24 protein-coding genes and 1 tRNA gene are annotated in these 26,690 nt (G+C 41.4%); 5 read left to right on the forward strand and 20 right to left on the reverse strand.

All coding sequences use genetic code 11. The features are described from left to right. Positions 1–5: 5 nt before the first annotated feature. The 20 genes from PIECOFPK_RS06865 to PIECOFPK_RS06960 all read right to left on the reverse strand — a co-directional run bounded on the left by PIECOFPK_RS06865 (position 6) and on the right by PIECOFPK_RS06960 (position 22,645). The gene (locus PIECOFPK_RS06865; RefSeq protein ID WP_409966800.1) at positions 6–3,392 is read right to left on the reverse strand and encodes a TonB-dependent receptor; all 3,387 of its coding nucleotides are present in this window, start codon (positions 3,390–3,392) and stop codon (positions 6–8) included. 232 nt (positions 3,393–3,624) lie between these two features. Beyond that, positions 3,625–4,713, reverse strand: coding sequence for a FecR family protein (locus PIECOFPK_RS06870; protein ID WP_409966801.1), 1,089 nt, complete (start codon positions 4,711–4,713; stop codon positions 3,625–3,627). A gap of 50 nt (positions 4,714–4,763) precedes the next feature. Then, entirely contained in the window at positions 4,764–5,348 is a 585-nt protein-coding gene (locus PIECOFPK_RS06875; RefSeq protein ID WP_330974427.1) for a sigma-70 family RNA polymerase sigma factor, read from the reverse strand. Positions 5,349–5,579: 231 nt separating this feature from the next. After that, positions 5,580–6,953 (reverse strand): NADH-quinone oxidoreductase subunit N, encoded by a 1,374-nt coding sequence (locus PIECOFPK_RS06880; protein WP_409966802.1) that lies wholly within the window; start codon positions 6,951–6,953, stop codon positions 5,580–5,582. 21 nt (positions 6,954–6,974) lie between these two features. Beyond that, positions 6,975–8,432 (reverse strand): NuoM family protein, encoded by a 1,458-nt coding sequence (locus tag PIECOFPK_RS06885; RefSeq protein ID WP_330974425.1) that lies wholly within the window; start codon positions 8,430–8,432, stop codon positions 6,975–6,977. 68 nt (positions 8,433–8,500) lie between these two features. Then, positions 8,501–10,408 (reverse strand): NADH-quinone oxidoreductase subunit L, encoded by a 1,908-nt coding sequence (gene nuoL / locus PIECOFPK_RS06890; RefSeq protein ID WP_330974424.1) that lies wholly within the window; start codon positions 10,406–10,408, stop codon positions 8,501–8,503. 64 nt (positions 10,409–10,472) lie between these two features. Then, complete coding sequence (nuoK, locus tag PIECOFPK_RS06895) at positions 10,473–10,802, reverse strand: NADH-quinone oxidoreductase subunit NuoK (protein ID WP_330974423.1); 330 nt, start codon at positions 10,800–10,802, stop codon at positions 10,473–10,475. A 108-nt stretch (positions 10,803–10,910) separates the two neighbouring features. Further along, positions 10,911–11,411 carry an NADH-quinone oxidoreductase subunit J gene (locus PIECOFPK_RS06900; protein ID WP_330974422.1) on the reverse strand — a complete coding sequence of 167 codons (501 nt, stop codon included), beginning with the start codon at positions 11,409–11,411 and terminating at the stop codon, positions 10,911–10,913. Positions 11,412–11,437: 26 nt separating this feature from the next. Continuing rightward, positions 11,438–11,986, reverse strand: coding sequence for an NADH-quinone oxidoreductase subunit NuoI (nuoI, locus tag PIECOFPK_RS06905; RefSeq protein WP_330974421.1), 549 nt, complete (start codon positions 11,984–11,986; stop codon positions 11,438–11,440). Positions 11,987–12,100: 114 nt separating this feature from the next. Further along, complete coding sequence (gene nuoH / locus PIECOFPK_RS06910; protein ID WP_330974420.1) at positions 12,101–13,150, reverse strand: NADH-quinone oxidoreductase subunit NuoH; 1,050 nt, start codon at positions 13,148–13,150, stop codon at positions 12,101–12,103. 60 nt (positions 13,151–13,210) lie between these two features. Continuing rightward, complete coding sequence (locus PIECOFPK_RS06915; RefSeq protein WP_330974419.1) at positions 13,211–14,356, reverse strand: 2Fe-2S iron-sulfur cluster-binding protein; 1,146 nt, start codon at positions 14,354–14,356, stop codon at positions 13,211–13,213. 113 nt (positions 14,357–14,469) lie between these two features. After that, positions 14,470–15,774, reverse strand: coding sequence for an NADH-quinone oxidoreductase subunit NuoF (gene nuoF, locus PIECOFPK_RS06920; RefSeq protein WP_409966803.1), 1,305 nt, complete (start codon positions 15,772–15,774; stop codon positions 14,470–14,472). A 120-nt stretch (positions 15,775–15,894) separates the two neighbouring features. Further along, complete coding sequence (gene nuoE / locus PIECOFPK_RS06925; RefSeq protein WP_330974417.1) at positions 15,895–16,392, reverse strand: NADH-quinone oxidoreductase subunit NuoE; 498 nt, start codon at positions 16,390–16,392, stop codon at positions 15,895–15,897. Between the two features lie 75 nt (positions 16,393–16,467). Next, positions 16,468–17,697 (reverse strand): NADH-quinone oxidoreductase subunit D, encoded by a 1,230-nt coding sequence (locus tag PIECOFPK_RS06930; protein WP_330974416.1) that lies wholly within the window; start codon positions 17,695–17,697, stop codon positions 16,468–16,470. Positions 17,698–17,779: 82 nt separating this feature from the next. After that, positions 17,780–18,346, reverse strand: coding sequence for an NADH-quinone oxidoreductase subunit C (locus tag PIECOFPK_RS06935; RefSeq protein WP_330974415.1), 567 nt, complete (start codon positions 18,344–18,346; stop codon positions 17,780–17,782). A gap of 62 nt (positions 18,347–18,408) precedes the next feature. Then, positions 18,409–18,996, reverse strand: a complete 588-nt coding sequence (locus PIECOFPK_RS06940; RefSeq protein WP_330974414.1) for an NADH-quinone oxidoreductase subunit B — start codon at positions 18,994–18,996, stop codon at positions 18,409–18,411. Between the two features lie 75 nt (positions 18,997–19,071). After that, positions 19,072–19,467 (reverse strand): NADH-quinone oxidoreductase subunit A, encoded by a 396-nt coding sequence (locus tag PIECOFPK_RS06945; RefSeq protein WP_330974413.1) that lies wholly within the window; start codon positions 19,465–19,467, stop codon positions 19,072–19,074. Positions 19,468–19,603: 136 nt separating this feature from the next. Beyond that, positions 19,604–21,388: a tetratricopeptide repeat protein gene (locus tag PIECOFPK_RS06950; protein ID WP_330974412.1), complete on the reverse strand. Its 1,785-nt coding sequence runs from the start codon at positions 21,386–21,388 to the stop codon at positions 19,604–19,606. A gap of 68 nt (positions 21,389–21,456) precedes the next feature. Beyond that, positions 21,457–22,383 carry a PstS family phosphate ABC transporter substrate-binding protein gene (locus PIECOFPK_RS06955; RefSeq protein WP_330974411.1) on the reverse strand — a complete coding sequence of 309 codons (927 nt, stop codon included), beginning with the start codon at positions 22,381–22,383 and terminating at the stop codon, positions 21,457–21,459. Positions 22,384–22,390: 7 nt separating this feature from the next. Further along, positions 22,391–22,645 (reverse strand): hypothetical protein, encoded by a 255-nt coding sequence (locus tag PIECOFPK_RS06960; RefSeq protein ID WP_330974410.1) that lies wholly within the window; start codon positions 22,643–22,645, stop codon positions 22,391–22,393. Between the two features lie 129 nt (positions 22,646–22,774). Between PIECOFPK_RS06960 and PIECOFPK_RS06965 the strand changes: the two genes are divergently transcribed. The 5 genes from PIECOFPK_RS06965 (at position 22,775) to prpC (ending at position 26,673) form a co-directional block, all read left to right on the forward strand. After that, the gene (locus PIECOFPK_RS06965; protein ID WP_330974409.1) at positions 22,775–23,395 is read left to right on the forward strand and encodes a polysaccharide deacetylase family protein; all 621 of its coding nucleotides are present in this window, start codon (positions 22,775–22,777) and stop codon (positions 23,393–23,395) included. A 168-nt stretch (positions 23,396–23,563) separates the two neighbouring features. Next, entirely contained in the window at positions 23,564–24,328 is a 765-nt protein-coding gene (locus PIECOFPK_RS06970; protein WP_330974408.1) for a TatD family hydrolase, read from the forward strand. A gap of 42 nt (positions 24,329–24,370) precedes the next feature. Then, positions 24,371–24,457: transfer RNA gene (locus tag PIECOFPK_RS06975), tRNA-Ser, on the forward strand. 176 nt (positions 24,458–24,633) lie between these two features. Beyond that, positions 24,634–25,512, forward strand: a complete 879-nt coding sequence (gene prpB / locus PIECOFPK_RS06980; RefSeq protein WP_330974407.1) for a methylisocitrate lyase — start codon at positions 24,634–24,636, stop codon at positions 25,510–25,512. Between the two features lie 6 nt (positions 25,513–25,518). After that, a complete protein-coding gene (gene prpC, locus PIECOFPK_RS06985) occupies positions 25,519–26,673 on the forward strand; it encodes a 2-methylcitrate synthase (RefSeq protein ID WP_330974406.1) in 1,155 nt (384 codons plus the stop codon). Positions 26,674–26,690 lie beyond the last annotated feature (17 nt).

Below are 26,690 nucleotides of genomic sequence, written 5' to 3' on the forward strand. Positions count from 1 at the left end.
ATGAATTAGAATGTTACATTAACGCCAAGTGTATAAGTTCTTGGACGAGGATAGGTGAAGAACTGACGATTGGCTCCCCATTTATTATCTCCCAAGCGTGAAGAGTTGTCAGGATCATATCCCAGGTACTCTGAGGATGTGTTCAGGAAGGCATTGTTCACGTTGGCATAAACACGGAATGCAGAAAAGCCCATCTTCTTAGCCGCTTTAGGAGAGAACGTATAACCTAGCTGGAACAGATTCCCACGCAGATAAGAACCATCTGCAACCCAGGTATCATCAGCATTGGCATTACTTCCCATTCCAAAGTTGGCTAAGCGTACAGCTTGAGATTTACCATTAGGATTTTGGGTGGGATGCCATGCATCGTAATACAACTTCTTCAAACCACTGGTAAGGAAGCGTCCTTCGGTAGAATGGAAGAACTCTTGCATTACATCTACACCCCAAGTAAATTGTAAATCGACAGTGAGATCGAAACCTTTGTAGTTAAGGGTGTTGATGAAAGACCCCATCCAGTCAGGCAAACCTTTACCGATTACCTGACGATCCTTATAAGTTACTTTTTCTCCGATGATAGCCGGAATATTCATGGTATTGGGATCCCAGTTAGCGGGATTTCCATCGTAGATTCCCACTCTCTTATAACCATAGAAGGAAGAAAGCTCGTCGCCTTCACGGATAAGAATATCGTAGCCCACAAATCCGTCGGTAGTGATTTGTTTTTTACCGGTAATGGGATCGATAGAAGCTTTCTCATCTAGTTTTTCTACACGGCTCTTGTTATATCCCAAATTAAGTGTAGAAGTCCACTGGAAGTTGTTGTTCTGAATGGGGTAGGCAGTAAGCAAGATATCTACACCACGGTTGGAAACAGAACCGATATTTTCTGTAACAGATGAGAATCCAACAGATGGTGGAAGTGGACGGCTCAGCAGTAGGTCTTTAGTGAGCTTGTAGTAGTAAGACACTTCCATATTCAAGCGATTTTGGAATAGTCCTACATCCAAGCCAACATCCCACTGAGTGGTTTTCTCCCATCTTAAATTAGGATTGGGCATATTGCTCAGGTACGATACTACGCGCAGCGCATCTCCAATAATAGTGTTCGATTGTCCTATACGAGCCAATGAAGCGTAAGTACCAATTTCTGAGTTACCGGTAACACCCAGTGAGGTGTGCAGTTTTAATCTGCTGATGGCATTTAAATTCTTCATGAAGTTTTCGTTGGATATCATCCACCCCAAACCTAGTGATGGAAAGAATCCATACTTGTTATTCGGTCCGAATTTAGAAGAACCATCATAACGACCGGTTAATGTGGCCATATAAGTTCTGTCGTAGGCATATGCCGCACGGAAGAAGTAAGAGTTCATGGCCCATTTATCGTAATCACTTCCAACGGAAGGACGGTTAGTACCACGTCCCATATTGTAGAATCCGAAGTAGTCATCTACATAGCGGCTGTCAGATGCGGAAAAATAATCGTAGATATTTTCCTGCCATGACATACCGGCCATTGCATTGATCGAGTGCTTATTGATCAGTTTTTTATAAGTCAGGTATGTCTCTTCCTGCCAATAGAATGTAGAAGCATGTGAAGCTGAAGCTGATCCTTCCGCATTCTGGTTAATCAGCGGGCGAGGAGTAAACGGTGTATAGTTTTTGGCGCGGTTATTATGATAATCCACACCAAATTGTGTTTTTAATTCCAAGTCTTTTGTCAGATGGAATGTAAGGGCTGCGTTACCGAAAATTTGTGTACGGTATTGCATAGCCTGTATACGCTCCAGCAGCTCAACAGGGTTACCTACACCCTCAGGCTGAAAACCCTGTGTAGGGCCGCTTGGATTGTCTTTGTCTATCGGAATTGCGGTTGTTCTGATATTATTAGTTTGAGCATAGGTGCCATCTGCTAGTTTTACTGGGAGGAAAGGTAGTTGTTCTACCATAGTACGCAAAGCTCCCAAGCCGTACGGGTTATCTGAAGTTCTATTACCCCAGGTATGGTTCACTAATAAGTTTACAGATGTAGAAAGCCAATTGGTAGGCTTATCATCATAAGCCAGTTTAGCATTCAGACGTTTAAAATAAGTATTGCGTAAAATGCCTTGTTGGTCGGTATAGTTCAGAAATGCACCTGTGGAAGCATTGTTCATTCGGCGCTGTATGCTAAGCTGGTGGTTGTGTGAAATAGCTGTTCTGGAGGCTTCTTTTTGCCAGTTGGTATTGTATTTAGGAGTACCGTCTGGATTAAACAACTCTGGATCAGTAAAGATTTGTGACAGGTCGGTAGTAAAGTTTCTGCCCTGCCATGCGTTGGCATTTTCCAATCCTTGTTTAAAAGCTGCCATCCATTCGTTAGCATCCAATACATCAATGTATCTGGACATTGTTCCCACAGATATAGAACCATCATATGAAATTTGCGCATTCTTAGCTCCAGTTGCACCGCGCTTAGTGGTAACTAGTATTACACCATTGGCACCGCGAGCACCATAAATGGCTGCTGAGGACGCGTCTTTTAGAACTTCGATGGATTCAATATCGTTAGGGTTTAAAAACTGGAAGTTTTGCATTACTACTCCGTCAACTACATAAAGCGGATTAGCAGAAGCGTTGATAGTAGCAATACCACGAATAATTACACGCATTTCACCACCGGGTTGTCCGGTATTGGAGAAGATGTTTACACCAGCAGCTTTACCTTTTAAACCTTCCAGCGCATTAAATGCCTGAGCTTTGATGATATCACTTCCCTTAGCTGTGGAAATTGACCCGGTGAGATCTGATTTACGCATAGTACCATAACCTACCACTACTACTTCGTCCATTTCGTTGACAGTAGGGTTAAGCGCAACTGTAATTGGTTGATTACTAGTAACAGTTACTTCTTGTTCGGTGTATCCCACGCTGGAAATCACCAAAACATCTCCAATGCTCGCATTAATTGTGAATTTACCGTCTGCATCGGTAGTAGTACCAATAGTCGAACCTTTAATCGTAATAGAAGCTCCGGCTATCGGCTCTCCTTTATTATTGAGTACCGTACCGCTGATAGGATCAGCTTCTTTTAGTTTGGTAATTGCCTCGGGGCTGATAGGAGAAATCACTACGTTGTTTTTCTTGTAGATTTTCCACTGAAGCGGATATCCCTCGAATATTTTATGCATAACTTCGCTGATGCTGGCGTTGACAACATTCACCGAAACAAACATTCGCAACGGCAGCACATCGTTTGAGTAACTGAAACGATACGATGATGTTTTCTCTATTTTTTCCAGCACTTCGGCTACCGTAAGATTATTGGCTTTGAGACTAATTCGCTCCTGCGCCATATTGGTTGCCGAAACCTGAAGAGCAATTACCAAGAACAGCAGAGATAGTTTCATATAAACAAGTATTCTTCTGATAAGCATAGTACTGACTATGCCCCTATAAACATTTTTTTGCATATTTTCGTTTTGCAGAGTTAAACAATCACATTAAGGGCTCTAACTCAATGTGTGATTACTATCTGTGGAAGGGGAATGTTGGCGCATTCTCCTTTCCTTTTTTCTTAAATATTTATATAAAGGGTTATGGCTAACTTGTGTTTATGATCATACGCAACCGTTTTTAGTTTTATTCAATAATTAATGTATCCTTTGAAATGAATCTGTAATTTATATTTTGCGAAAGTTTGATGATCTGTAGAATTTCTTCCAAGTTATAGTTACTGCTGTGAATAGTGTAACGATAGTGTTTTACTACGTCGTTTTTGAAGATGATAGTAGTATTAAATACCCGTTCCAATTCCCGGGCAATTAGATCTAGAGGTTTGTTTACAAAATAAAGCTCATTATTAATCCAGGCCAGTTCTGCTATGGTGCTATCTTCTGCAACAATGCGTGTGAGTTTAAAAATATCTTCTTCACGATTGTTTTGTTTTGAAGTGGTATTTTGAGAAAGGCCTTTCTTGGAGATGATAATTTTCTCCGAAGGGTTGAGAATAACTCTATTGTCCTTTTTATCATCAAAGGTAAGCTCTATCTTACCTCTTATTAAGGAGGTTTCTATAATATCTTCTTGAGGGTAATTCCTTACGTTAAATGCAGTGCCCAAAACTTTTATTTTGGTTTTATCGGTATGAATGATAAAGGGCTTTTCCTTGTTATACTTTACATCAAAATACGCTTCGCCTGTAAGCACTACCTCACGTGATTGTTTATTGAAATGCTCATCATAAGTAAGGCGGCTATCCGAATTAAGAATTACCATCGTACTGTCTGGAAGCATAATCTTGGACTTGGATCCTTTTTCTGTAGCCACCTCATTTTTAAACTTCCCTTGAGTGTTGTGCTTGGTGTTGTTTTTTTCATATAGGTTATAAACGGCCAACCCTACTAGGGGTAGTAATATGAGGACTGCCGCATATTTGAAATAATTGCGAATTTTAAAAGAATGTTTTTTCCCGGAAGTAATAGGGGCGTAATTTGCCTCCGTAGGGGCAAGAAGTCTTTTTTTAACATAGTGACTGGCATAGGACTGCTCCAATATCTCAATCGGATAACTGTCCAGTCGTCCGGCATTTTCAATAGGGGTATACAGAGTCATGAACTCCGGGAATTCGTTCATTAGCTGCTGCAGACGCTCAAGTTGCTCCGGGGTGGCATCGCCCGAGAGTTTTAAACCCATAAGGTCATAAAATTCTATTTCAGCATTATTTGCCATGTACTCTTAATAGATTGAAATCTGCCCACTTGGGGTGAAAGATGTGAGAATTATTTTATTTTTTGTTTGTTACTCCTTTGTCCGGAAACATCCTCCAGAGCCATGCGGATTCGTTTTAAAGCAATGCGGATATGTGTTTTGATGGTATTATTACTGATTCCCATAACAGATTGTACTTCTTTGTAGGACAGTCCTTCATCTTTAATTAGTCTGAATACCAACTGACTTTGTGGTGGTAATCGTCGTACAACGGATTCAATGCGATGGCTGATTTCTTTAGCGTTAATTTCAGCATCGGCATGGCAATACCCCATCTGGTCGAAATGCTCTTCGTCTGTATTTTGTACAATTATAGATTTCTTCTCATTGATATGCGCTAAAGCTGCATTTCTCACGCACTTGAATAAATAAAGGTCAAGGCGATTGATATTACTGAGCTTTTCCTTCATCATCCAAATGCGAATCATGACGTCTGATACGAGCTCCTCCGATATCTCAGGATCTCCAATAAAAGCTACGGCAAAGCGATGTAGGGAGCTATAGAAATGAAAATAAAGCTTTTTGTAGGCGTTTTCATCTCTATAATAGGCTACCTGCTGTTGCCAATACAGAATATCAGACAGTTCTCTTTTCAATCGATTGAATGAGTTTATACAACAATATTAGCCAGTGCTATATATTATTAGTGTTGTTCCAGTTTAAGCAAGATGTACGCTTATATAAAGAGTAAATTTTATGCCAGAAGGGTGAATCCGGCGGTAATATTTTTATGATTTTTTTATATGACAGGGGGTAGGTATTTTATAATTAAGTAATAAATAAGGGGAAGTTCTATTGCTTCCCCTTATTTGCCGAAATATTATGAGCTAGAAGTATAGCCAACTAAATAGAATGTTAGGGAAAACACCCAGTAATATAATAAGTATAGTAATACCTATCAGGATATATTTTTCCAAAACAGTAGCCTGTATGGTAGGTGCTGATCCCTCTTTAAAATACATGGCTTGTATTACACGGAAGTAATAATAAACACTGATAGCTGCCATTAATACTGCAAAGATTACAAGCCATAAGTTTTTACCTGTAAGAACTACTGCTTTCAGCATATAAAATTTTGCTAGGAATCCAGCAGTAAGAGGAATTCCAGCCAATGATAAAAGACATATGGTGGCGGTAAATGCGAGTACAGGTTGATGTTTAGCTAGACCGTTGAACCCTTCAAAAGAATAATCGGCTATTTTGGCCAAAACTCCGAAGACCCCGATAGTAGCCAGAGAGTAAGCTGCTGCGTATAGTAACAGTCCTTCGCGGGCAGTATCGTTGAGCGCCAGAATAGCCAATAGCATAAATCCAGCTTGTGAAATGCTCGAATAGGCGAGCATACGCTTAACACTCTGCTGGAACACAGCGGTGATATTTCCAATAAACAGAGTAACGGCAATCATTACGGTTACCCACAGTCCCCAGGTGTTCTGCAGTGCTTCAAAAACGCCTCCGAACAAGCGCATAAATCCTGCAAATACGGCCACTTTAACAATGGTGGACATGAAGGAGGTAAATACGGTGGGTGCGCCATCGTATACATCTGGAGTCCAGAAGTGAAAAGGTGCTACGGATACTTTAAAACTCATGGAGAACAGCAGGAGCAGCATGCCTGCAATTTGTAATGCCGATTGAGCGTTTTTAGCAAAGTCCATTTTGTCAATAAAGAAAGAGCCCTGAGCTCCGTATATCAGCGCTATCCCCATAAGCATAATACCGGTAGAGAAGGAACCCATCAAAAAATATTTTAAGGCAGCCTCATTACTTTTCAGGTTCTTTTTATCTGCACCGGTAAGTATATACAACGGAATGGAAATAATTTCTATACCGAGAAATAAAGTTAACAGCGATTTGAAGCTGGTGGTAAGTATGATACCTGCTGTAATAAAGAATATCAATGCCAGATACTCGGCAAGATTCTTTCCCACCTTTTCCATCTCGGAGTAGGTAAGCAACAGGTATACCAATGTGGCAAAAATCGCGACACCGTTAAAAAAAAGTGCATAGCTGTCAAAGGCCATGAAATTGGATACATCGAACCGGAAAAGCAGCTTGCCCTGCATTTCCAAGTAATTGACCAATAATAGCAGCAGCATTGCTATTAAACCTATGACTTTTACGGGCGCATTTTTTTTGATAAATGCACCGCTAAACATCATCACCACTCCAAAAATTGCAGATAATACTAATGCATTCATATTTTATTGATTAATGCCTCTTTATTTATGAAGCACATCCGAATATTTTATAATCGAATTGGTTATTTCTTCAAATGAGCCTAACAATGGTTGTGGATAAACACCAACAACAATGATACATATAGCAATTATTGCTAGTATTGTTTTTTCATGCCATTGTATATCGCTGCCTTTTTCAGTAAGTGCGTTGGTCTCTCCCAGAAATACCTTGCGTCCCATCAACAATGTGTATGCAGCTCCCAGTATGATGGCAGTACCTGCAGCAACGGTAAAAGCTACCCCATACTGCGTGATTTTTGAGCTGAGTATACCGTTAAACATCAGAAACTCTCCCACAAAAGCGTTGGTTAGAGGCAAGCCTATATTGGCAAACGCAATGATGAAAAAGAATATGGTAAGAGCCGGTGCCTTTTTTGCAATACCGCCCAGCTCACTCATTTTTCTGGTGCCAAATTTTCTTTCAATAATTTCGATTACTACCCACATTCCTAAAATGTTGATGCCATGCGAGAACATTTGAAGCATAGCACCCTGTACACCACTTTCTGTTTCTGCGAATATTGCTACGCACATCAACCCAATATGTGCAATCGATGAATAGGCTACCAAGCGCTTCATATCATCTTGTTGGAAAGCTATAAGTGACGCATAAATGATGCCTATTACCGCCATAGTAGATACGGTATCACCCCAAGCATACGAAGCTGCAGGTAATACAGGCAATAACCAACGTAACAATGCTAATACCCCCATTTTTACCATGAGACCACTCAATACCATGGTGGTAGCGGTAGGGGATTGTTCGTAGGTATCTGGCTGCCAAGTATGGAAAGGGAATATAGGCATTTTGATGGCGAAGGCAACAAATAATAGCCAGAACAACCATGCTTGCTCATCACCACTGAAGCCTGTCTGATAGAATGCTGTAATATCGAATGATTTCGTTTGGGCGTAGATGTAAATAAGTCCTACTAGCATTAAGAGCGAACCCAAGAATGTGTATATGAAAAACTTGAAGGTTACTCTTATGCGTTTTTCTCCGCCCCATTGCGAGCAGAGAAAATAAACAGGTATCAATGCCAGCTCCCAAAAGAAATAGAATAGTAGGGCATCCATTGCAAGAAACACCCCCATCAAGCCCGCTTGCGCAAGCAGCATTAATCCTAAAAAGTTGTTGACATTATTATAGGGAGTCGTCCATGTGGATACAAAGATGATAGGGAAGGAGAGCGCAGTAAGCAAGCACAGCATGGAGCCCATCCCGTCGGCGCTAATCGAAAAACTGCTATTTAGGATACCCATCCAAGAAGTGCGAAAACTTAAGGCTTCGGGATTGTTCATGGTGATTCCTGCAATAGCAATCAGCAATGTGACCATAGCCACTAAGAGTGACCAAGCTCTTACGCTCTGTTCTTTTTTTATAAAAAAAGTAATGATGCCTCCGAGCAAGGGGATCAATATCAACAACAATGCGATCATATCTGAATTCTAAAAATTAAATTTCAATTTTTCAACTTCCCTCTATCTAACCTAATCAAGGGTTATATCTATTTTCTTAAAAAGAATTGTAATGTAAATACGATAAGCATGCCTACTACCATCAGCAACACATAAGCACCTGTTTGACCGCTTTGCAACCAGCGTAATTGTCTTCCTCCGTAACTCACTAAGCGTCCCACTCCATTTACAATGCCGTCCACAATATTTTTTTCAAATACATTGTTCAAGAATTTGCCCAAGGCATCCAATGGTCTTACGATTAAAGCATTATAAAGCTCATCTACATACCATTTATCCTGCAACAGTTTGCCGAAACCTTGTGCTTCATCCAAATCGGGTTTCTTGCTATATCGTGTCCACGCTATGACGATCATGATAATGATGAGTGCAGAAGATACTCCGGTTAATAACCACTCTGTGCTATGGTCGGGATGGTGATGTCCCAGTTTTGCCAGCTCTGGAGCGGAGGCTGCAAATACGGGGTCTAGAAACGCCTTTAAAGAATGCGCACCGTGAGCCAGAAACTCAGGAATTCCAACATAACCACCTATGATGGAAAGTATAGCCAGTACTATCAAAGGAATAGTAATAGCAGCGGGGCTTTCGTGCAGATGATGTCTCTGTTCTTCAGTACCGCGGAAATCACCTTTGAAAGTAGTGGCATATAGGCGGAACATATAAAATGCAGTCATTAATGCTCCTATAATACCCAATACATATAATACGGGTGAAGTGGCAAAGGCATTGGCGAGAATTTCGTCTTTGGAGAAGAACCCAGAGAATCCGGGGATACCGGCAATTGCCAAACATCCGATAAGGAAAGTAATATTGGTTACTTTCATGTATTTGCTGAGTCCCCCCATTTTACGCATGTCTTGTTCGCCACCCATGGCATGGATTACCGAACCGGAACCCAAGAATAATAAAGCTTTGAAGAATGCATGCGTCATTACGTGGAATACTGCAGCTACATACGCTCCGGTCCCCAATGCGAGGAACATGTACCCCAGTTGACTTACGGTAGAGTAAGCCAATACTTTTTTAATATCATTTTGTTTCAAAGCAATGCTTGCAGCCAGTAAAGCTGTGGCAATGCCTATAATGGCTATACAATTTAACGTGCCCGGAGCCATAGAATACATCAGATTGCTACGTGCGATCATGTAAATACCGGCTGTTACCATGGTTGCAGCGTGGATCAGTGCAGATACAGGTGTGGGACCTGCCATCGCATCGGGCAGCCAAGTATATAAAGGAATCTGAGCGCTCTTACCGGTAGCTCCTATAAATAATAATGTTGTAATTACGGTAATATCAAAGCTCGATAATTTGCTTAAAGTCTCTATAGTAAAGATTTCGGAAAAGGTGACTGTACCCAGCTTATTGATAAGCATAAATAATGCAATAAGAAATGCTAGGTCGCCAATACGGTTCATCACAAAAGCTTTTGAGGCAGCTTTTGTATAATCGATATTTTTAAACCAGAATCCGATGAGTAAATAAGAACATAAACCTACACCTTCCCATCCGATGAAGAGAATGACAAAGTTAGCTCCCATTACCAGCAGCAGCATGGAAAACACGAATAGGTTGAGGTAGGCAAAATAACGGGCAAACTGATGCGGTTTTTCCTCATGCATGTAGGAAGTCGAGTATACATGAATCAGAAAACCTACACCCGTGATGATTAAAAGGAAAAGAGCAGTGAGCTGATCGACCTGAAAGGCAAAAGGAATGCGCAATGTTTCTATCTTGATAAAATCAAAATACTCTACAATAGCCGTATTCCCTGCTTTTACCTGCAGAAATGCCATTACACTCAGTATAAAAGAACCGAGTATGGTGCCACTGCCGATAATTCCCACAAGCCCTTTCGATAAGTAATTTCTTAATAGCCCATTGACTATAAAACCTAATAACGGCAATAATGGTATTAAGATCAGTTCAACTTTCATCTAAAATGATTTATGTCCACGCTCTCTTCGCATCCTTTGCAGAAGAGAGGATAAATAATATTGCTTAATGTTTTAGTCTATTCAAAAAATTAATATCTACCGCATGAATGTTGCGATACATCATTACGATGATTGCTAGGCCCACGCTTACCTCGGCTGCTGCTACTACCATAATAAAAAATACAAACAGCTGTCCGTCTGAACCGGAGAATGCCGGTAATGCTTCTTTGGCTACTGCCTGCATTTTTGAGAAGGCTACCAACAGCAGGTTGACAGAGTTCAACATCAGCTCAATGCACATAAATACAATGATGGCATTTCTGCGCGTGAGCACACCCACTATTCCTATTGTGAATAGTGCTAAAGACAATACGATGTAATAATTTATAGGCATAAGATTGCTTTCTGCACCCTTCGTAAGAAGGAGTATATTTTTATAAATTTTTAGTAACCAATATTTCCTATAAGCTTTTCGGGTTGCGTTATTGGCAGCAGTCTATCATCAGTCTTTCTTACCAATAACTACGACACCCACCATCGCGCTTAAAAACAGAATACTGCTGATTTCAAATGGCACAACAAAAGTGGTAAACAATTCTTTACCCAGATTACTGATCAGCCCCACATCTCCACTATTAACTTCTGCTATATTCTTTGAAATTTCAGTATTGCGAAGTGCTGCCACCAATACCAGCAACAAACATCCACCTGATATCACCCCAATAATCTGCAACCACCGGTTTTTGAGAGGTTCGGTGCTCTTGTTTAAATTCATCAGCATGATTACAAACAGAAATAGCACCATGATGGCTCCGGCATACACAATAATGTTTACTATAGCCAGAAACTGCGCATTCAATAAGATATAATGACCCGATATAGCAAAGAAAGTTGCTACCAGCCATAGTACACTGTGCACAGGATTTTTACTAGAAATCACCATAATGGCACTAAACAATGCTGCCACTGTAAGAATCCAGAAAAGTATATGTGTAATGCCCATTGCCCTTAATTATCTTCAGCTTATTATTATTTTTCTCTATTGATAGTTCCCAATGCTTTCTGATAAGCTTCTGGTTCGGTAACAGGATTGGGAATCAACAAATCTTCTTTTTTATAAATAAAACCTTTACGGGTATAATTGGCAGGCGTAACTGTCTGCGAAAGATAAATGGCATCTTTAGGACAGGCTTCTTCACAAAGGCCACAGAAGATGCAGCGCAGCATATTGATTTCGTACTTCGCAGCGTATTTTTCTTCCCTGTACAGATGTTCTTCGCCTTCCTGTCTTTCTGCCGCTTCCATGGTAATGGCTTCTGCAGGGCAGGCTAGGGCACAAAGACCGCAGGCAGTACATCTTTCACGTCCTTCCTCGTCTCTATTCAATATATGAAGCCCACGAAATACCTTGCTGAAAGGCCGCTGTTGTTCAGGGTATTGAATGGTGGCTTTTTTTGAAAAGAAATGTTTTAAAGTAATCGCCATCCCTTTCAGAATGTTCCACAGATACAATCGTTCTACGAAGGTCATGGGACTGCGATCCACCGGTTTGGCTCTATTTGTATATTGAATACTCATTAGTTTTCGAGCAGTGATTTAAAATTTTCGCAAATATAATTTAGTTGATAGTATTATAACCTTTACTTGTTCACTATTTGATGCTTATGTTGAGATATAAGTTACTGCTACTCTTTACTTATTTAACATGAGTACAATCACTGCAGTAACTATCATGTTTATTAGCGCCAATGGCACCAGTCTTTTCCATCCCAAATGCATGAGCTGGTCGAACCTAAAGCGCGGAACGGTCCAGCGTATCCACATAAATACAAACACAAAGAAGAATGCTTTTGCCATCAATACCGCGAAGCTTATAAACGCCAGCAGATTCGGTGAAATATTCCATGATGCTTCATTTACAAATGGAATATCGTAACCACCAAAATAAAGTGTGGACATGATCACAGCACTGATGAACATATTGATGTACTCGGCAAACAGATAGAAGCCTAGCTTCATACTGGAATACTCTTGATGATAACCGAAGTTCAGCTCGCTTTCTGCTTCAGGCAAGTCGAAAGGCGTGCGGTTACATTCTGCAAGTGCACAGATGAAGAAAATCAAAAACCCAAGAGGCTGATAAACAATATTCCAATTACCATCGATCTGGGTTTGTACAATCTGACTCATTTGCAGAGAACCGGCGAGCATCAATACGGCAATGAGCGAAAGGCCCATAGCTAGCTCGTAAGAAATCATCTGCGAAGCTCCGCGAATAGCAGCTAAAAGCGAGAATTTATTGTTAGAAGCCCAGCCTCCAATCATAATACCATACACGCCTAAGCTCACCACACCAAACACATATAGAATGCCGATATTGATATCTGCTACTTGTAAAGGTACCGTTCTGCCACTGATGACAGCAGGTGTACCCCAAGGAATAACGGCACTGGTAAGCAGTGCTGTAACCATAGCCAGTATCGGCCCTAGGATAAACAAAAACTTGGAGGAAGCCAGCGGAATAATTTCTTCTTTAAAGAACAACTTACCACCGTCGGCTAAAGGTTGCAATAATCCAAAGGGACCGGCACGGTTAGGCCCAATACGATCCTGAATAAACGCGGCTACTTTTCTTTCGGCATATGTTGCATACATGGCAACAATCATGGAAAGCGTCACCACAAGTGCAATCAGAATCAGCTTTTCCAATATAAAAATCCAGTCTATTGCGAGTAAGTACATATTGCGTTATAATAATTTGATTTCAGGTTCTGCTTAAGAACTGCTGTCGATTATTTACTATTATTCCTGCTCTTTCTTTCCGTTTCCCAGATGCTTTTGATTAAATACGGCACCTGTGGCCGGTCCGGGAATTTTGCTTAAATCCACTCCGGGTTGGTTTACATCGCTTACCTCGTGAATATCCATCAGCAATTTGGGTTGACGACCAATTACAGCCGGAATAGTTTCTTTGGGTTGTTCTAATCGCTGATAATGATTTACGCCAATAACCGAATGACGTGGCACAGCAGTAGGTCCTTCAATCACCCAATCGCTTACATTCTTCTTTTCAAAGCGACATTCATTACAAATCCAACCAGTTTTTCCGTCGTAGGACTGAATTTCTCCCCACTGATCTTTACGAGCAGTGACACGCAACACTTCATCACCACGTCTCCACAAGGTTACTTTACCACAGCATTTGTCACAATTCCTGTGGGCGTCTACTGGTTTGGTAAACCACACACGGTTTTTGAAACGGAAGGTTTTATCAGTTAATGCACCTACCGGGCAAACATCAATGACGTTTCCAATAAAGTCGTTATCCAACGATTTTTCGATATAGGTAGCAATTTGTGCATGATCGCCACGATCTAGTACGCCATGCTGGCGCTTGTTGGTTACTTGGTCTGCAGTAAACACGCAGCGATAACAAAGTATGCAGCGTGTCATATGCAATTGGATATAGGGCCCTAAGTTATGAGGTTTAAATGTTCGTTTTTTAAACTCGTATCGTGTGCCGGCTTTGCCATGCTCATAACTCAGGTCCTGCAGATGACACTCACCAGCCTGATCGCATATAGGACAATCTAACGGATGGTTCAGCAAAAGAAACTCAACCACACCGGCGCGTGCATTGAGCACCCGATCACTGGTGATATTTTTAACTTCCATGCCATCCATTACGGTAGTGCGACAGCTGGCTACCAATTTGGGCATGGGGCGTGGATCTTTTTCTGAGCCTTTGCTTACTTCAACCAAACAGGTGCGACATTTACCGCCACTTCCCTGAAGCGGTGTATAATAACACATTGCAGGTGGGGTAACATCGCCACCAATCATTCGAGCCGCCTGTAGTATTGTGGTACCCGGATCCACCTCAATAGATATATTATCTATTGTGACTTTAAACTTTTGAGGTGCTTCCTTTTTTATTTCGTCTGCCATGATTTAGTTTCACGCAAAGCTGCTAAGAGCTGTGTTGTTTTTATTGTGTTATAGATTACTTTCTGTTCCAAATCTACAATATCCATTCGTAGGAGCTATACTGCTATACGCGATTAGGCAGGTATAGGCTGAATGGGATCGGCATAATGAGCCAAGCCAAAGTTTCTTACCTGTGCTTCTTCTGCATGTGTAACATGCCACTCAAATTCGTCGCGGAAATGGCGAATGGCCGCAGCTACCGGCCAAGCTGCCGCATCACCCAGCGGACAAATGGTATTGCCTTCAATTTTGCTCTGGATCTCCCACAGCAAATCGATATCACTCATTTTGCCTTGTCCGTTTTCTAACCTCCATAAAAGTTTTTCCATCCATCCAGTGCCTTCTCGACAGGGAGAACATTGGCCGCAACTTTCGTGACGATAGAAGCGCGCCAGAGTATAAGTGTGTTTTACGATACACTGATCTTCGTCGAATACGATAAAGCCTCCGCTACCCATCATAGAACCTGTCTGAAATCCACCATCGGAAAGACTTTCATAGTTCATCATTCTTTGCTCGCCTTTGGCAGTTTTCAATAATAGATTGGCAGGTAAAATGGGTACCGAGGAACCTCCTGGGATGCAGGCTTTTAATCTTTTACCGTTAGGAATACCACCACAGTATTCATCGCTATAAATAAACTCCTCAACGGAGATGGTCATGTCTATTTCATATACGCCAGGTTTATTGATGTTGCCACAAGCAGAGATCAATTTAGTTCCTGTGGATTTCCCAACACCAATTTTGGCATATTCTTCTCCTCCCAGATTAATAATAGGTACTACAGCGGAAATACTTTCCACATTGTTCACCACGGTAGGGCGATCCCATGCGCCTTTTACGGCCGGGAACGGAGGTTTGATACGCGGGTTACCTCTTTTGCCCTCGAGCGATTCCAGCAAGGCGGTTTCCTCGCCACAGATATAGGCTCCGGCACCTCGTTGTACATGGATGTCACAATCGAAGCCGCTATTTAAAATGTTCTTACCCAGAAAACCATTATTCCTAGCTTCCTGTATGGCCTGCTCGAGAATGTCTACGATCCAAGCATATTCACCACGTATGTATATAAAAGAGGTATTGCTACCCAATGCATAAGATGCTACTATAATTCCTTCGATGAGCAGATGCGGAATGTGCTCCATCAAGTACCGGTCTTTAAAGGTACCTGGCTCACTTTCATCAGCATTAACGATCAGGTGGCGGGGCACACCTTCCGGTTTTGCCAGAAAGCTCCACTTCATACCTGTAGGGAATCCGGCTCCTCCGCGTCCGCGCAAACCTGACTTTTTTACTTCTTCCACTACATCGTCAGGCGACATGGTCTTCAGTACTTTTTCTACACTTCTGTACCCCCCCCTCACGCCGATAGGTATCAAAATACCTAATGCCTTCTACATGTACTTTCTCTAATAATAGTTTTCTACCCATTTATTAAAGTCGATAAATATTTTTAATGATCGTTACTGTCTGCAAGTAGTCTGAAAATTATTTCAGACTTATTGAACCGCAGCCTCTTTATTTCTACATTCCTCAATAATGGCATCTACTTTTTCTTTGGTAAGATGCTCTTTATAGTATTTACCCATCTGCATCATTGGGGCATAGCCACAAGCTCCAAGGCATTCAACTGTTTTTAAAGTAAACATGCCATCTGCGGTAGTTTCGCCAGGCTTGATGTTGAGCTTTTGACTAATATATTCGATGATTTCATCACAACCTCTGAGCATGCAGGGACCCGTTTGGCAAACTTCAAATACGTATTTACCCACGGGTTTCAAATTAAACATGGTGTAAAACGTTGCCACCTCATATACTTCAATGGGTTCAATATTCAGCAACGAGGCAACATAGTCCATCGTTTCTGCACTCAGCCATCCAAACTGCTCCTGCGCCAGATGTAAGACCGGAATCAGTGCACTCTTTTGCCTGCCTTCTGGGTATCGGGCGATAATCTTATTTACCTTTTCTAAGTTTTCCTGAGAAAATTGAACCATATTGATTGTATATTAAAGTCAAAATTAAAAATCGCTACTGCATTAGCAGGCAGGTTTTAATTTATCATTTTAGTATTAAGCATCCATTTCACCGGCAATCAAATTCAGCGATGACATTACAATGATGGCATCACTGAGCATACCACCTTTTACCAGCTCTTCATACGCCTGATAGTAAATAAAACAAGGACGTCTGAAATGCAGGCGGTAAGGAGTGCGGCCTCCGTCACTAATAATATAGAATCCTAACTCCCCATTGCAAGCCTCTATGCTGTGATATAACTCGCCTTGCGGCATATTGATTTCTCCCATGATGATTTTGAAGTGCCATATCAAAGCCTCCATTTTAGTATACACATCCTGTTTGGGAGGAAGATAGTATTCCGGAACATCTGCATGATATACGGTGGCTTCTTCGCCTTTCAGTTCATTGAGTTTTTGTAATGCCTGTTCGATAATGCGCATGCTTTGCCACATTTCGGCGTTGCGCACGAGAAAGCGGTCGTAACAGTCACCGGTAGAACCTATAGGGATGTCAAACTCAAATTCTTCATAACTACAATACGGCGATACTACACGTACATCGTAGTCCACGCCGGCCGCCCGCAGGTTAGGACCGGTGAATCCGTAGTTCAACGCGCGTTCGGCACTGATAGGCCCTGCACCAATCGTACGCTCCATGAAGATGCGGTTACGATTGAACAGGTTTTCAAACTCTTTGAGTACTTTGGGATATTCGTTTAAGAATTTTTCAATTTTTTCGAAAGCCGTATTAGAGAAATCTCTTTCAAAGCCACCGATACGGCCAATATTGGTAGTCAGGCGGGAACCGCAAACCTCTTCATAAATTTCGTAAATCAGCTCTCGGTACTGCATTACATACAGGAATCCGGAGAACGCACCACTGTCCACACCCACGATAGAGTTGCATATCAAATGGTCGGCAATTCGCGCCAACTCCATAATGATGATGCGCAGGTAATCTACGCGTTTAGGCGTTTGAATACCTAACAGCTTTTCGCAGGTAAGATGCCATCCGATATTGTTAAGGGGGGCCGAACAGTAGTTCAACCTGTCGGTAAGCGGGGTGATTTGATATAATGACCTACGCTCTGCAATTTTTTCAAATGCTCTATGAATATATCCTACTGTTTGGGTGGCTGCTACAATTTTTTCACCATCCAATTCCAGAATATTTTGAAATACACCGTGTGTAGCAGGGTGTGTAGGACCTAAGTTAAGGGTAGTGGTTTGTTTTTCGATACTACCCGCCGGCAGATTTATATTTTGATGTATATCTGACATTTCGAAAATGTTGTTCTATTTTAGGGTTACAACTACAATTTTGGCCTCAGCAAAATGCGTCGTACAACTTTATTTACAACGATTATTTTTCATTTTCGACAACTGAATCCTGTAATCTTTTTCCTAGGTCGAAATGATCCGAACCTCCACGCCCGAACATCTCATCGTCCTTATCGATACGAGACTGGTCTTCCAGCGGATATTCTTTTCGCATAGGGAAGTAATCCATTTCGTCTACATTGAGGATTCTCTTAAGATTCGGGTGGCCTATGAAAATGATGCCATAAAAGTCGTATGTTTCGCGCTCCATCCAGTTGGCAGCTTCGTAGATGCCGGTGGCGGTATACACCTCGGGTTTATTGATATCGGCAAAAACCTTAAAGCGCAATCTTACGTTCTCTTTTATATTATGTAGATGGTATACTACTGCGAGTTCGGCGCCTTTCTGATCGGGATAATGAACGCCACAGATGTCGGTAAGAAAATTGAAACCAAGTGTTTCATCTTCTTTAAGGAAGGATAAAATTTTGAGATTAATTTCCTTATCGGCATGAAAGCTTAATAGGCCAAATTGTTCTTCGAATGCGAAAACCTGGTCTCCGAATTTATCAATCAGCTTTTGTTTTATAAACTCGTTTGTTAATGCCATAGCTCAAACCCTGAAACGGGTATTTATATTGTTATAATGCTTCTATATAGGGAAGCATAAGATTATTGTATTCCGTAGCTTTCCAGTAGCCCTTTGTATCTTTCACTGTTTCTTCTACGCAAACTTTCTTTACCTACAAGGTCCTGAACCCGCATCACACCATCCAGAATAGCTTCAGGGCGGGGCGGGCATCCGGGAACGTATACATCCACCGGAATAATTTGGTCTATTCCTTGAAGTACGCTGTATGTGTCGAAAATACCGCCACTACTAGCGCAAGCACCCACGGCAATCACCCAGCGAGGTTCGGCCATCTGGAGGTACACTTGTTTTACTACCGGGGCCATTTTTTTGGCAATGGTTCCCATTACCATCAACAAGTCGCACTGGCGGGGGGAGAAGCCTACACGCTCACTTCCGAACCGTGCCAAATCATATGTTGCGGCCATGGTAGCCATGAACTCGATACCGCAGCAGGAGGTTGCAAACGGTAGCGGCCATAACGAATTTTTTCGGGCAAGTCCTATTACACTGTCAAGCGTTGTGGCAAAGAAGCCCTGTCCCTCATATCCCGGGGGCATTTCAGCCATCATGAGGCTGTCGTTTACGTCAGCCTTTTTGGGTTTTATATTAAAAGATACAGGTCTCATTGAAGTTTGAATTTGAATTTGAACCCTTGCGGATATCAAATCATAAGTTTAAAAATTAGAAACATCAAAATGTCGTTAATCTTCCCATTTAAGAGCGCCTTTCTTGATGATGTAAATGAAGCCGCATAAAAAGAAAGCAACGAACATCAATACTGCATAAAAACCATCCCAGCCCAAAGACTTAAAATTAACAGCGTAGGGGTAGAAGAAAATAACTTCTACATCAAATAAAACGAAGAGAATGGCTGTTAGAAAGTACTTGATGGCCATGGGCTGGCGGGCATCTCCGTGCGAGCGGATACCACTTGCAAAGTTTTCGAGCTTGTCTTGTGTTCTACGTTTAGGACCCAGTAAGTGAGTTACCACGGTAAGGGTAACGATGAGTCCTGCCGCAAAAATCAATTGCAATCCAATCGGCAAAAATGATTGTGCAGTATTTTCAGCAACAACGGTTTTAAGTAAATCAACCATATTTAACACACTAATAAGCAAAAATAAGACAGGTTCCTCAATTAACCTTAATATGGAGCGTAAAATAAATATTATTAAAAAAACAGCCCGCCATATAGCGGGCTATTTTTTATTTGTAGGATTTACTTATAATTTTTTAGCGCTTGGGTCCTGAGCTGGAACTATTGCGTGCAGGAGCGGTAGCTGCTCCGTTTTGGGTAGAATCGGCACCAGTACCAGGTGCTGTGGGAGCTCCTGGTGTACCACCCAATGCTTTAATGTATTGCGCAATTTGTTCTTTTGCAGTAGGATTATCTGCATTGTTGTAAGCTAATTGCAGATATTTCAAAGCACTTTCGTTGTCTTTTTTCACATTAGCGCTGTAAATAGCCAGATCTGCTGCAGTTTTGAAAATTTCGCCACGTTTTGCTGCTACTTCGGTTGTATCATCAGGTGACTGAAGGAATGCTATGTATCTATCTCCATCAGTAACCATTATATTCTGGGCATTAGTAGAGTCGAATATTTTACTGCTTGCATAAGCCAGCATGTAGCCATAGTTCCATTTAGGGAATCTGTTACGTGCCGCATCGAATATTTTCCAAGCTTTCTCGTATTCTCCGGCTTTGTAGAACCCAGTATAACCTGCGTAGAAGTAGTCATTGATGGTGTGCTTGTCTGACGGCTTTATTTCCAGAATTTTTGCATACAATTCACCGGCCAGAGCGCTCTTGCCAGCATCAGCGAACATTTTTGCTCCGTTAGATAGGATCTCTACCTTACCAGCAATACTAGTATCAGCTGCAGCTGCGTCCAGATAAGTTTGTACTACTTCTGCTTCTTTACCTGGAGTTGTAGAGTAAGCTGTTGCTTTTAAGCTATAGTCTTTCGGAACGATGTTGTCCTTAACCTGAGTTTTAAAATAATCTTCTACATAAGGAATTGCAGATGCGGTATCCTTATTTTCAATAAGGCTATAGGCCACTAATTTGTAAACCAGAGGATTGGTTTGTTCTCGGGCTTGCGCAATAATGTTTTTACCGATATTGATAGCCTCACTGTAGTTTTTATTAAAGTAAGCGGCTACACCTTTAAAGTACTCGTTATTAGGACTTGGCGGTAATAAAGACAAAATTTTATCGCCGTAAGGTTTTGCCTTATTCAAATCTCCTGCAGAGAATGCATAATATTCATATAAATCTTCCAATGCAGGAAGGAAAGATGGATTCGCTGCAATAGCTTTTTCCAGAGATTGAATGTAAAGGTCTACGTTATTCTGAGATTTAAAGATTTTAGATTTTCTGTATTCGGCCAAGGCAAAAGAAGGTTCTGTTTCCAATGCTTCTTGATAATAAGTAAAGGCAGCGCTTCCTTCGCCCGGATTGGCTTTAAGAGTAGCATCAGCCAAGTTGGTATAGATGCTGGCGATCAACTTGGGGTCTCTCTTTTTGCCTTTTAAATTCATCACTAGGTTTTTAGCCTCAGTAAGTTTTGCAACGGCAAAATTGATGTCACCCACTCTGTCAATATTATTATAGGCACGGGCGAGGGCAAAGCCTACAGCGTTGAGTACCTTTGCTTTTTCTACATCGTCTTTACCTAGTGCATTTAATGCTGCATTGAACTGTTGTTGCGCCTCAGCTCCTTTTTTTTCTGCAATCAGCAACTGACCCTTGGCAGCTAGCAGATAAGGATCTGCAGGCTTGGCGGCTAGTGCTTTGCTGATTACGGCATCTGCCTGTGCATTTTTTCCTAATTCGTAATAAGACTCTGCAAGCCAGTAAGCAGCATCTGCTTTATCGGCATGTTTTTCTAAAATACTCACTGCAGAAGCATAGTTGCCATTGTAATAAGCTTTTACACCATCCTCTACGGACTGTGCATACACTCCGGCATTCACCAATACTCCAAGTGCAAGTAGACGGATTGCTTTCTTCATCATCGTTTTTTTATTGTTTATTTTAAAAGTTTAAAGCGGTTTGTTAATAAACCGTAAATATAATTTTTATTTTAAATAGAATCTTCATTTAATCGAACCGGCCGGAAGATGAAAAATCTTCTTCCCGGCATAAGATAAGCCCTCTTGAAGATCAACTGACCGATTTCTCCTCTTAAAAAACTAGCGAACCCATTTCCTAGGCCCACATGGGTTTCTTTAAGAATATAGGTGAGATCTCGAGTCATCGGATATTTCCGGTCATATAGATTAGCCTGTACTGGTAAGATATATTTTTCGTCGCTATTGTTGCCTTTGAGGTAGGCAATTTTAACTTTTTTTAAGAAACTTCTTTGCTTGCTATCTTCGGGATTGCCTATCCAGCTTACTCCAATAAATCCCACAGCATTAGGTGTTTGAGCTACATAATTGATAACAGAGTCGCTCGTTGATGCTGCTACTGCCGCAGGATTGAGTGTTTCGCCACGCAATACGGAGTCCAGTATATATCGTATAGTACTCGTGGTTTTAATACCATCAAATACCGGAATCAGCGGTCTTGAATAAGTGCCCGTAAGGATACTTTTGATTTCGTTCATGTCGAACAGAGAATCGGGAGACATCGGGTTTACAATTACCGCAATGGCATCACGGGCGATAGGCAACTGATCTACCACTACATTCATAGAATCGGCAAGTGTTGCTTTTTCCGACTCGGTGAGCGCAATGGTAGAGATAACCATTCTGATACTGTCGTTCCAAAGATCTTTTACACAATCTGATTCGGGCTTGTATTGTACATTAATTTTCGTGCCAGGATTATTCGACTCGAAAACTTTTATCTGCTCATCTATAACAGGCTTGAAAGAAATATCAGCGCTAATAGTAATACTACCGCTTGTTGGCGTATCTGTAAAATCTGGTCTCGTGCGTTTGTTAGCTTCACAGGCTGTTAATAATATTAATAAACACCAGCACAGCCAGGGGTATGCTTTTCGCACCTTCACGTTATTTAAAATAATTTTTTTTATAAGCACGGTATATACGCCAACTTCCATATAAAATAACAATTACTCCATATACCTTATCCCAGACGTCTGGTGGATATATTTTATTGAGCCGAAAGTCGAAGGCTCCTCTTGCCAGAAGAAAAACTCCGATAAACACAATTAGCGCTCCCATAATATAGTCCAGTGCAGATCTCATCTTAGATACCTGCCGGTTGCGCTGCTGTTCATAATCTTCGTTTGATTTCAGAGTCATCCTATATATGTGATGCGGCAAGATAAAATTTTTTCTTTTGAGATGCAAAATGTTTGAAAGTTCACACACGAACAATGTATATAGAATGTTAATAATAGTCAACGCAAACAAATCCTACCTTTGAGCTGTATGTATTTTGTTAAAACGCCGCGATGGCTTAAAAAAATATACGGCAATTACATTTGGGATATTAAGGCGGATACTCCTACGCTTTATCTTACTTTTGATGATGGGCCTCATCCCGAAGTCACTTATTTTGTGCTGAATGAATTGGAGAAATACAATGCAAAAGCTACATTCTTCTGCATAGGCAAAAATGTGCTATTATATCCTCACGTGTATAAAGCAATATTAGATAAAGGTCATGCAATAGGCAATCACACACATAATCATTTCAATGGCTGGAAAACGCCTTTGCAAGCTTATATAGATAATGTAGCACAATGTGAGCAGTATGTACAATCATCTTTATTCAGACCTCCCTATGGGCGCATCAAAAACAGTCAGGCCAAATACTTGCGCAATAAGGGTTTCAGCATTATCATGTGGGATGTACTTAGTGGTGATTTTGATACAAGTATTGATGGGAACAAATGTTCGTCGAATGTTATCAATAATGCTGCAAGCGGCTCCATTATTGTGTTTCACGACAGCGAAAAAGCATTTGAAAGACTGAAATATGCATTACCCGCGACTCTCGACTATTTTAGTAGGAAAGGATACAGTTTTAAACCGTTGGATATAATATAATGTTAGATGGTTATTTAATAAAAAAGGGCCTTGGGTAAACACCCTGGCCCGATTTTTAATCCGTACCCTATGAAAACTTGCGATGAAGTTAGTGTTTTTTGTGCATATCTACAAAGAAATATTTTATATTATAGAAAAAATTTAAATAAAGGGGTAATTTTTTGAAAAATGTATATCGATAGTCATTCTCACATTTATTCTAATGAATTTTTTAATGATACATTTGAGATGTTACAAAGGGCAGGGGCGGCAGGTGTGACTACCATATTAATGCCCGCCATCGATTCTGAAACCCATGAAAGAATGTTCGAATTGGAGCAAACTGCTCAGGTGCGTTGCCTGAGCATGATAGGATTACATCCTTGTTCTGTAAAAGAGGATTATGAAAAGGAGCTTAAGATTATTGAACAGCACCTGCAACAGCGGAAGTTTGTTGCTATTGGGGAAACCGGATTAGACTTTTACTGGGATGTTTCCTATAAGGAGCAGCAATACCGAGCCTTGGAAAAACAGATTCAATGGGCGTTGGAGTATCAGTTGCCATTAGTGATACATAGCCGCAATGCTACGCAGGAATGTATAGACATGGTGGCCCAATATGTTCCGGAAGGATTGCGAGGGGTATTTCACTGTTTTGGAGGTTCTATCGAAGAAGCGCAGAAAATTATGAACCTAGGTTTCTTTCTGGGCATTGGAGGGGTGGTTACTTTTAAAAAATCCGGACTGGCGGAGGTGATAAAGAATATTGGTTTGGAATATGTGATTTTGGAGACGGATGCCCCATATCTGGCTCCGGTACCACATCGCGGCAAACGTAATGAACCTGCTTACATACCGCTGATCGCTCAAAAGATTGCCGATGTACTGGAAATGCCTGTGGAAAAAGTGGCTGCAGTCACTACCGAAAATTCAAAAAAATTATTCTCTTTATAGCGAGAGAAGCCCTATTTTTGCAGCCCGTTTGGATAACGGCAAGGAGACGTGTCCGAGTGGTTGAAGGAGCACGCCTGGAAAGTGTGTATACGGGCAACCGTATCGCGAGTTCGAATCTCGCCGTCTCCGCAGAAAATGTTTAGCGGTATAAAAATTGGTAATCGATTTTTATATCGCTTTTTTGTTACACAAGTTTGCCGATGGCATTGTTGTAGGGGGTGTTTTAACACATCTTTTATCAATTTCCTGGAAGATCTGCGTCGCTACGGTACTCCTTCCCGCTTCAAATAATTACATTTGTAGATATGAATCAATCATCGGCAGGCTTCCGTTTTCGCGAAGCCATGAAAAAAGAGCATCCTTTACAAATCGTAGGCACCATCAATGCTAACCACGCACTACTTGCTACACAGGCAGGCTTTAACGCTATTTACCTATCCGGCGGCGGCGTAGCAGCAGGTTCGCTGGGCATCCCCGATTTAGGAATTACTAATCTTGAAGATGTTCTAATTGATATTCGCCGTATTACAAACGTAACGGATACGCCGCTAATGGTGGATGTAGATACGGGTTTTGGCCCTTCGGCTTTCAATATTGAGCGTACTGTAAAATCTTTAATTAAGGCAGGAGCAGCTGCGTTGCATATCGAAGACCAGGTAGGTGCCAAACGGTGTGGACACAGACCGGGAAAGGAGCTGGTGAGTAAGGAAGAAATGGTTGATCGGCTGAAAGCCGCTGTGGACGCTCGTTTTGATGAATATTTTGTAATAGGTGCCCGAACAGACGCTTTGGCCAATGAAGGATTGGAAGGGGCCTTGGAAAGGGCCGTAGCGTACAAAGAGGCCGGAGCAGATTTTATATTTGCTGAGGCTGTAAAAGATTTAAACGACTACAAAAAGTTTGTAGAGGCTACCGGATTGCCGATATTAGCCAATATTACCGAATTTGGGATGACACCTATGTACACCATCGATGAATTGCGCGACGCCGGCGTATCATTGGTATTGTATCCGCTGTCTGCCTTTAGAGCTGCAAACAAAGCAGCACAAAATGTCTATGAGCATATACGCAAAGATGGTACGCAGCAAAATGTACTGCATACTATGCAAACCAGGGAAGAATTATACGCCAGCATTAACTACCATGCGTATGAAAAAAAATTAGATCAATTATATAAAAAATAAAAGACGATGGCTGCCAATACCGAACCTACTTTTAAGCCCAAAAAAAGTGTGGCACTTTCAGGAGTGTCTGCGGGAAATACCGCCTTATGTACTGTGGGCAAGAGTGGTAATGATTTGCATTACCGTGGATATGATATTCATGACCTGGCTACAAAGGCTACATTTGAAGAAGTGGCTTATCTCCTAATACACGGGCATTTACCTATACGCCCGCAGTTAAATGCTTATCGTGAAAAACTGAAATCGTTGCGGGGGCTTCCTGAAATGGCGCAGGAAGTGCTTAAAAAAATTCCTGCTGCCGCCCACCCGATGGATGTGCTGCGTACCTACACTTCGATATTGGGAACTCTTCTTCCTGAGAAAGAAGATCATAATGTGGCCGGGGCTAGAGATATAGCCGATAAGTTATTAGCTTCTTTCGCTTCGGCATTGTTGTATTGGTACCATTATACACACAACGGTAAAGAAATTGATGTTGAAACAGACGATGAAACAATAGGGGGACATTTTTTACATCTGCTGCATGGCAAGCGTCCTACGGATATATGGATAAAAGCCATGGAAGTGTCCTTGATATTATATGCAGAACATGAGTTTAATGCTTCTACATTCACAGGAAGGGTAATTGCGGGTACGGGTTCCGATATTTATTCTGCCGTAACTGGTGCTATCGGTGCTTTGCGCGGGCCTAAGCATGGAGGTGCTAATGAAGTGGCTTATGATATTCAAAGCCGTTATGCTAATGCCGATGAAGCAGAAGCAGATATTAAGGCAAGACTGGAGCGTAAAGAAGTGATTATAGGATTTGGACATCCCGTATATACTGTAGCGGATCCCAGAAATGTTATTATCAAAAAAGTTGCGGAAGATCTTTCGAAGCATGCAGGAGATATGCTTCTTTACTCGATTGCGGAAAGGCTGGAAAGAGTAATGTGGGATGAAAAAAGAATGTTCCCGAATCTGGACTGGTATTCTGCAGTTGCGTATCACATTATGGGTGTACCTACCTTAATGTTTACGCCTCTGTTTGTGATATCTCGTATTACAGGATGGAGTGCTCACATCATTGAGCAAAGACAAGATGGAAAAATTATTCGTCCCAGTGCCAACTATGTGGGGCCAGAAAATTTAGAATTTGTACCTATTGATAATAGACAATAAATGTGGATTTATAGATA

Source organism: Chitinophagaceae bacterium C216, from assembly GCA_028485475.2.
Taxonomy (GTDB): domain Bacteria; phylum Bacteroidota; class Bacteroidia; order Chitinophagales; family Chitinophagaceae; genus Niabella; species Niabella composti.

Excerpts from the sequence above, each read along its gene's own strand:
- prpC (WP_330974406.1), top strand. The coding sequence starts at position 25,519 with ATGGCTGCCAATACCGAACCTACTTTTAAGCCCAAAAAAAGTGTGGCA.
- PIECOFPK_RS06935 (WP_330974415.1), bottom strand. The coding sequence starts at position 18,346 with ATGGCATTAACAAACGAGTTTATAAAACAAAAGCTGATTGATAAATTC.
- PIECOFPK_RS06900 (WP_330974422.1), bottom strand. The coding sequence starts at position 11,411 with ATGGGCATTACACATATACTTTTCTGGATTCTTACAGTGGCAGCATTG.
- nuoL (WP_330974424.1), bottom strand. The coding sequence starts at position 10,408 with ATGAAAGTTGAACTGATCTTAATACCATTATTGCCGTTATTAGGTTTT.
- PIECOFPK_RS06865 (WP_409966800.1), bottom strand. The coding sequence starts at position 3,392 with ATGAAACTATCTCTGCTGTTCTTGGTAATTGCTCTTCAGGTTTCGGCA.
- PIECOFPK_RS06970 (WP_330974408.1), top strand. The coding sequence starts at position 23,564 with ATGTATATCGATAGTCATTCTCACATTTATTCTAATGAATTTTTTAAT.
- nuoK (WP_330974423.1), bottom strand. The coding sequence starts at position 10,802 with ATGCCTATAAATTATTACATCGTATTGTCTTTAGCACTATTCACAATA.
- PIECOFPK_RS06880 (WP_409966802.1), bottom strand. The coding sequence starts at position 6,953 with ATGAATGCATTAGTATTATCTGCAATTTTTGGAGTGGTGATGATGTTT.
- PIECOFPK_RS06945 (WP_330974413.1), bottom strand. The coding sequence starts at position 19,467 with ATGGTTGATTTACTTAAAACCGTTGTTGCTGAAAATACTGCACAATCA.
- PIECOFPK_RS06965 (WP_330974409.1), top strand. The coding sequence starts at position 22,775 with ATGTATTTTGTTAAAACGCCGCGATGGCTTAAAAAAATATACGGCAAT.
- nuoE (WP_330974417.1), bottom strand. The coding sequence starts at position 16,392 with ATGGTTCAATTTTCTCAGGAAAACTTAGAAAAGGTAAATAAGATTATC.
- PIECOFPK_RS06930 (WP_330974416.1), bottom strand. The coding sequence starts at position 17,697 with ATGTCAGATATACATCAAAATATAAATCTGCCGGCGGGTAGTATCGAA.
- PIECOFPK_RS06915 (WP_330974419.1), bottom strand. The coding sequence starts at position 14,356 with ATGGCAGACGAAATAAAAAAGGAAGCACCTCAAAAGTTTAAAGTCACA.
- PIECOFPK_RS06885 (WP_330974425.1), bottom strand. The coding sequence starts at position 8,432 with ATGATCGCATTGTTGTTGATATTGATCCCCTTGCTCGGAGGCATCATT.
- nuoH (WP_330974420.1), bottom strand. The coding sequence starts at position 13,150 with ATGTACTTACTCGCAATAGACTGGATTTTTATATTGGAAAAGCTGATT.
- PIECOFPK_RS06960 (WP_330974410.1), bottom strand. The coding sequence starts at position 22,645 with ATGACTCTGAAATCAAACGAAGATTATGAACAGCAGCGCAACCGGCAG.
- PIECOFPK_RS06950 (WP_330974412.1), bottom strand. The coding sequence starts at position 21,388 with ATGATGAAGAAAGCAATCCGTCTACTTGCACTTGGAGTATTGGTGAAT.
- PIECOFPK_RS06870 (WP_409966801.1), bottom strand. The coding sequence starts at position 4,713 with ATGGCAAATAATGCTGAAATAGAATTTTATGACCTTATGGGTTTAAAA.
- prpB (WP_330974407.1), top strand. The coding sequence starts at position 24,634 with ATGAATCAATCATCGGCAGGCTTCCGTTTTCGCGAAGCCATGAAAAAA.
- nuoI (WP_330974421.1), bottom strand. The coding sequence starts at position 11,986 with ATGAGTATTCAATATACAAATAGAGCCAAACCGGTGGATCGCAGTCCC.
- PIECOFPK_RS06940 (WP_330974414.1), bottom strand. The coding sequence starts at position 18,996 with ATGAGACCTGTATCTTTTAATATAAAACCCAAAAAGGCTGACGTAAAC.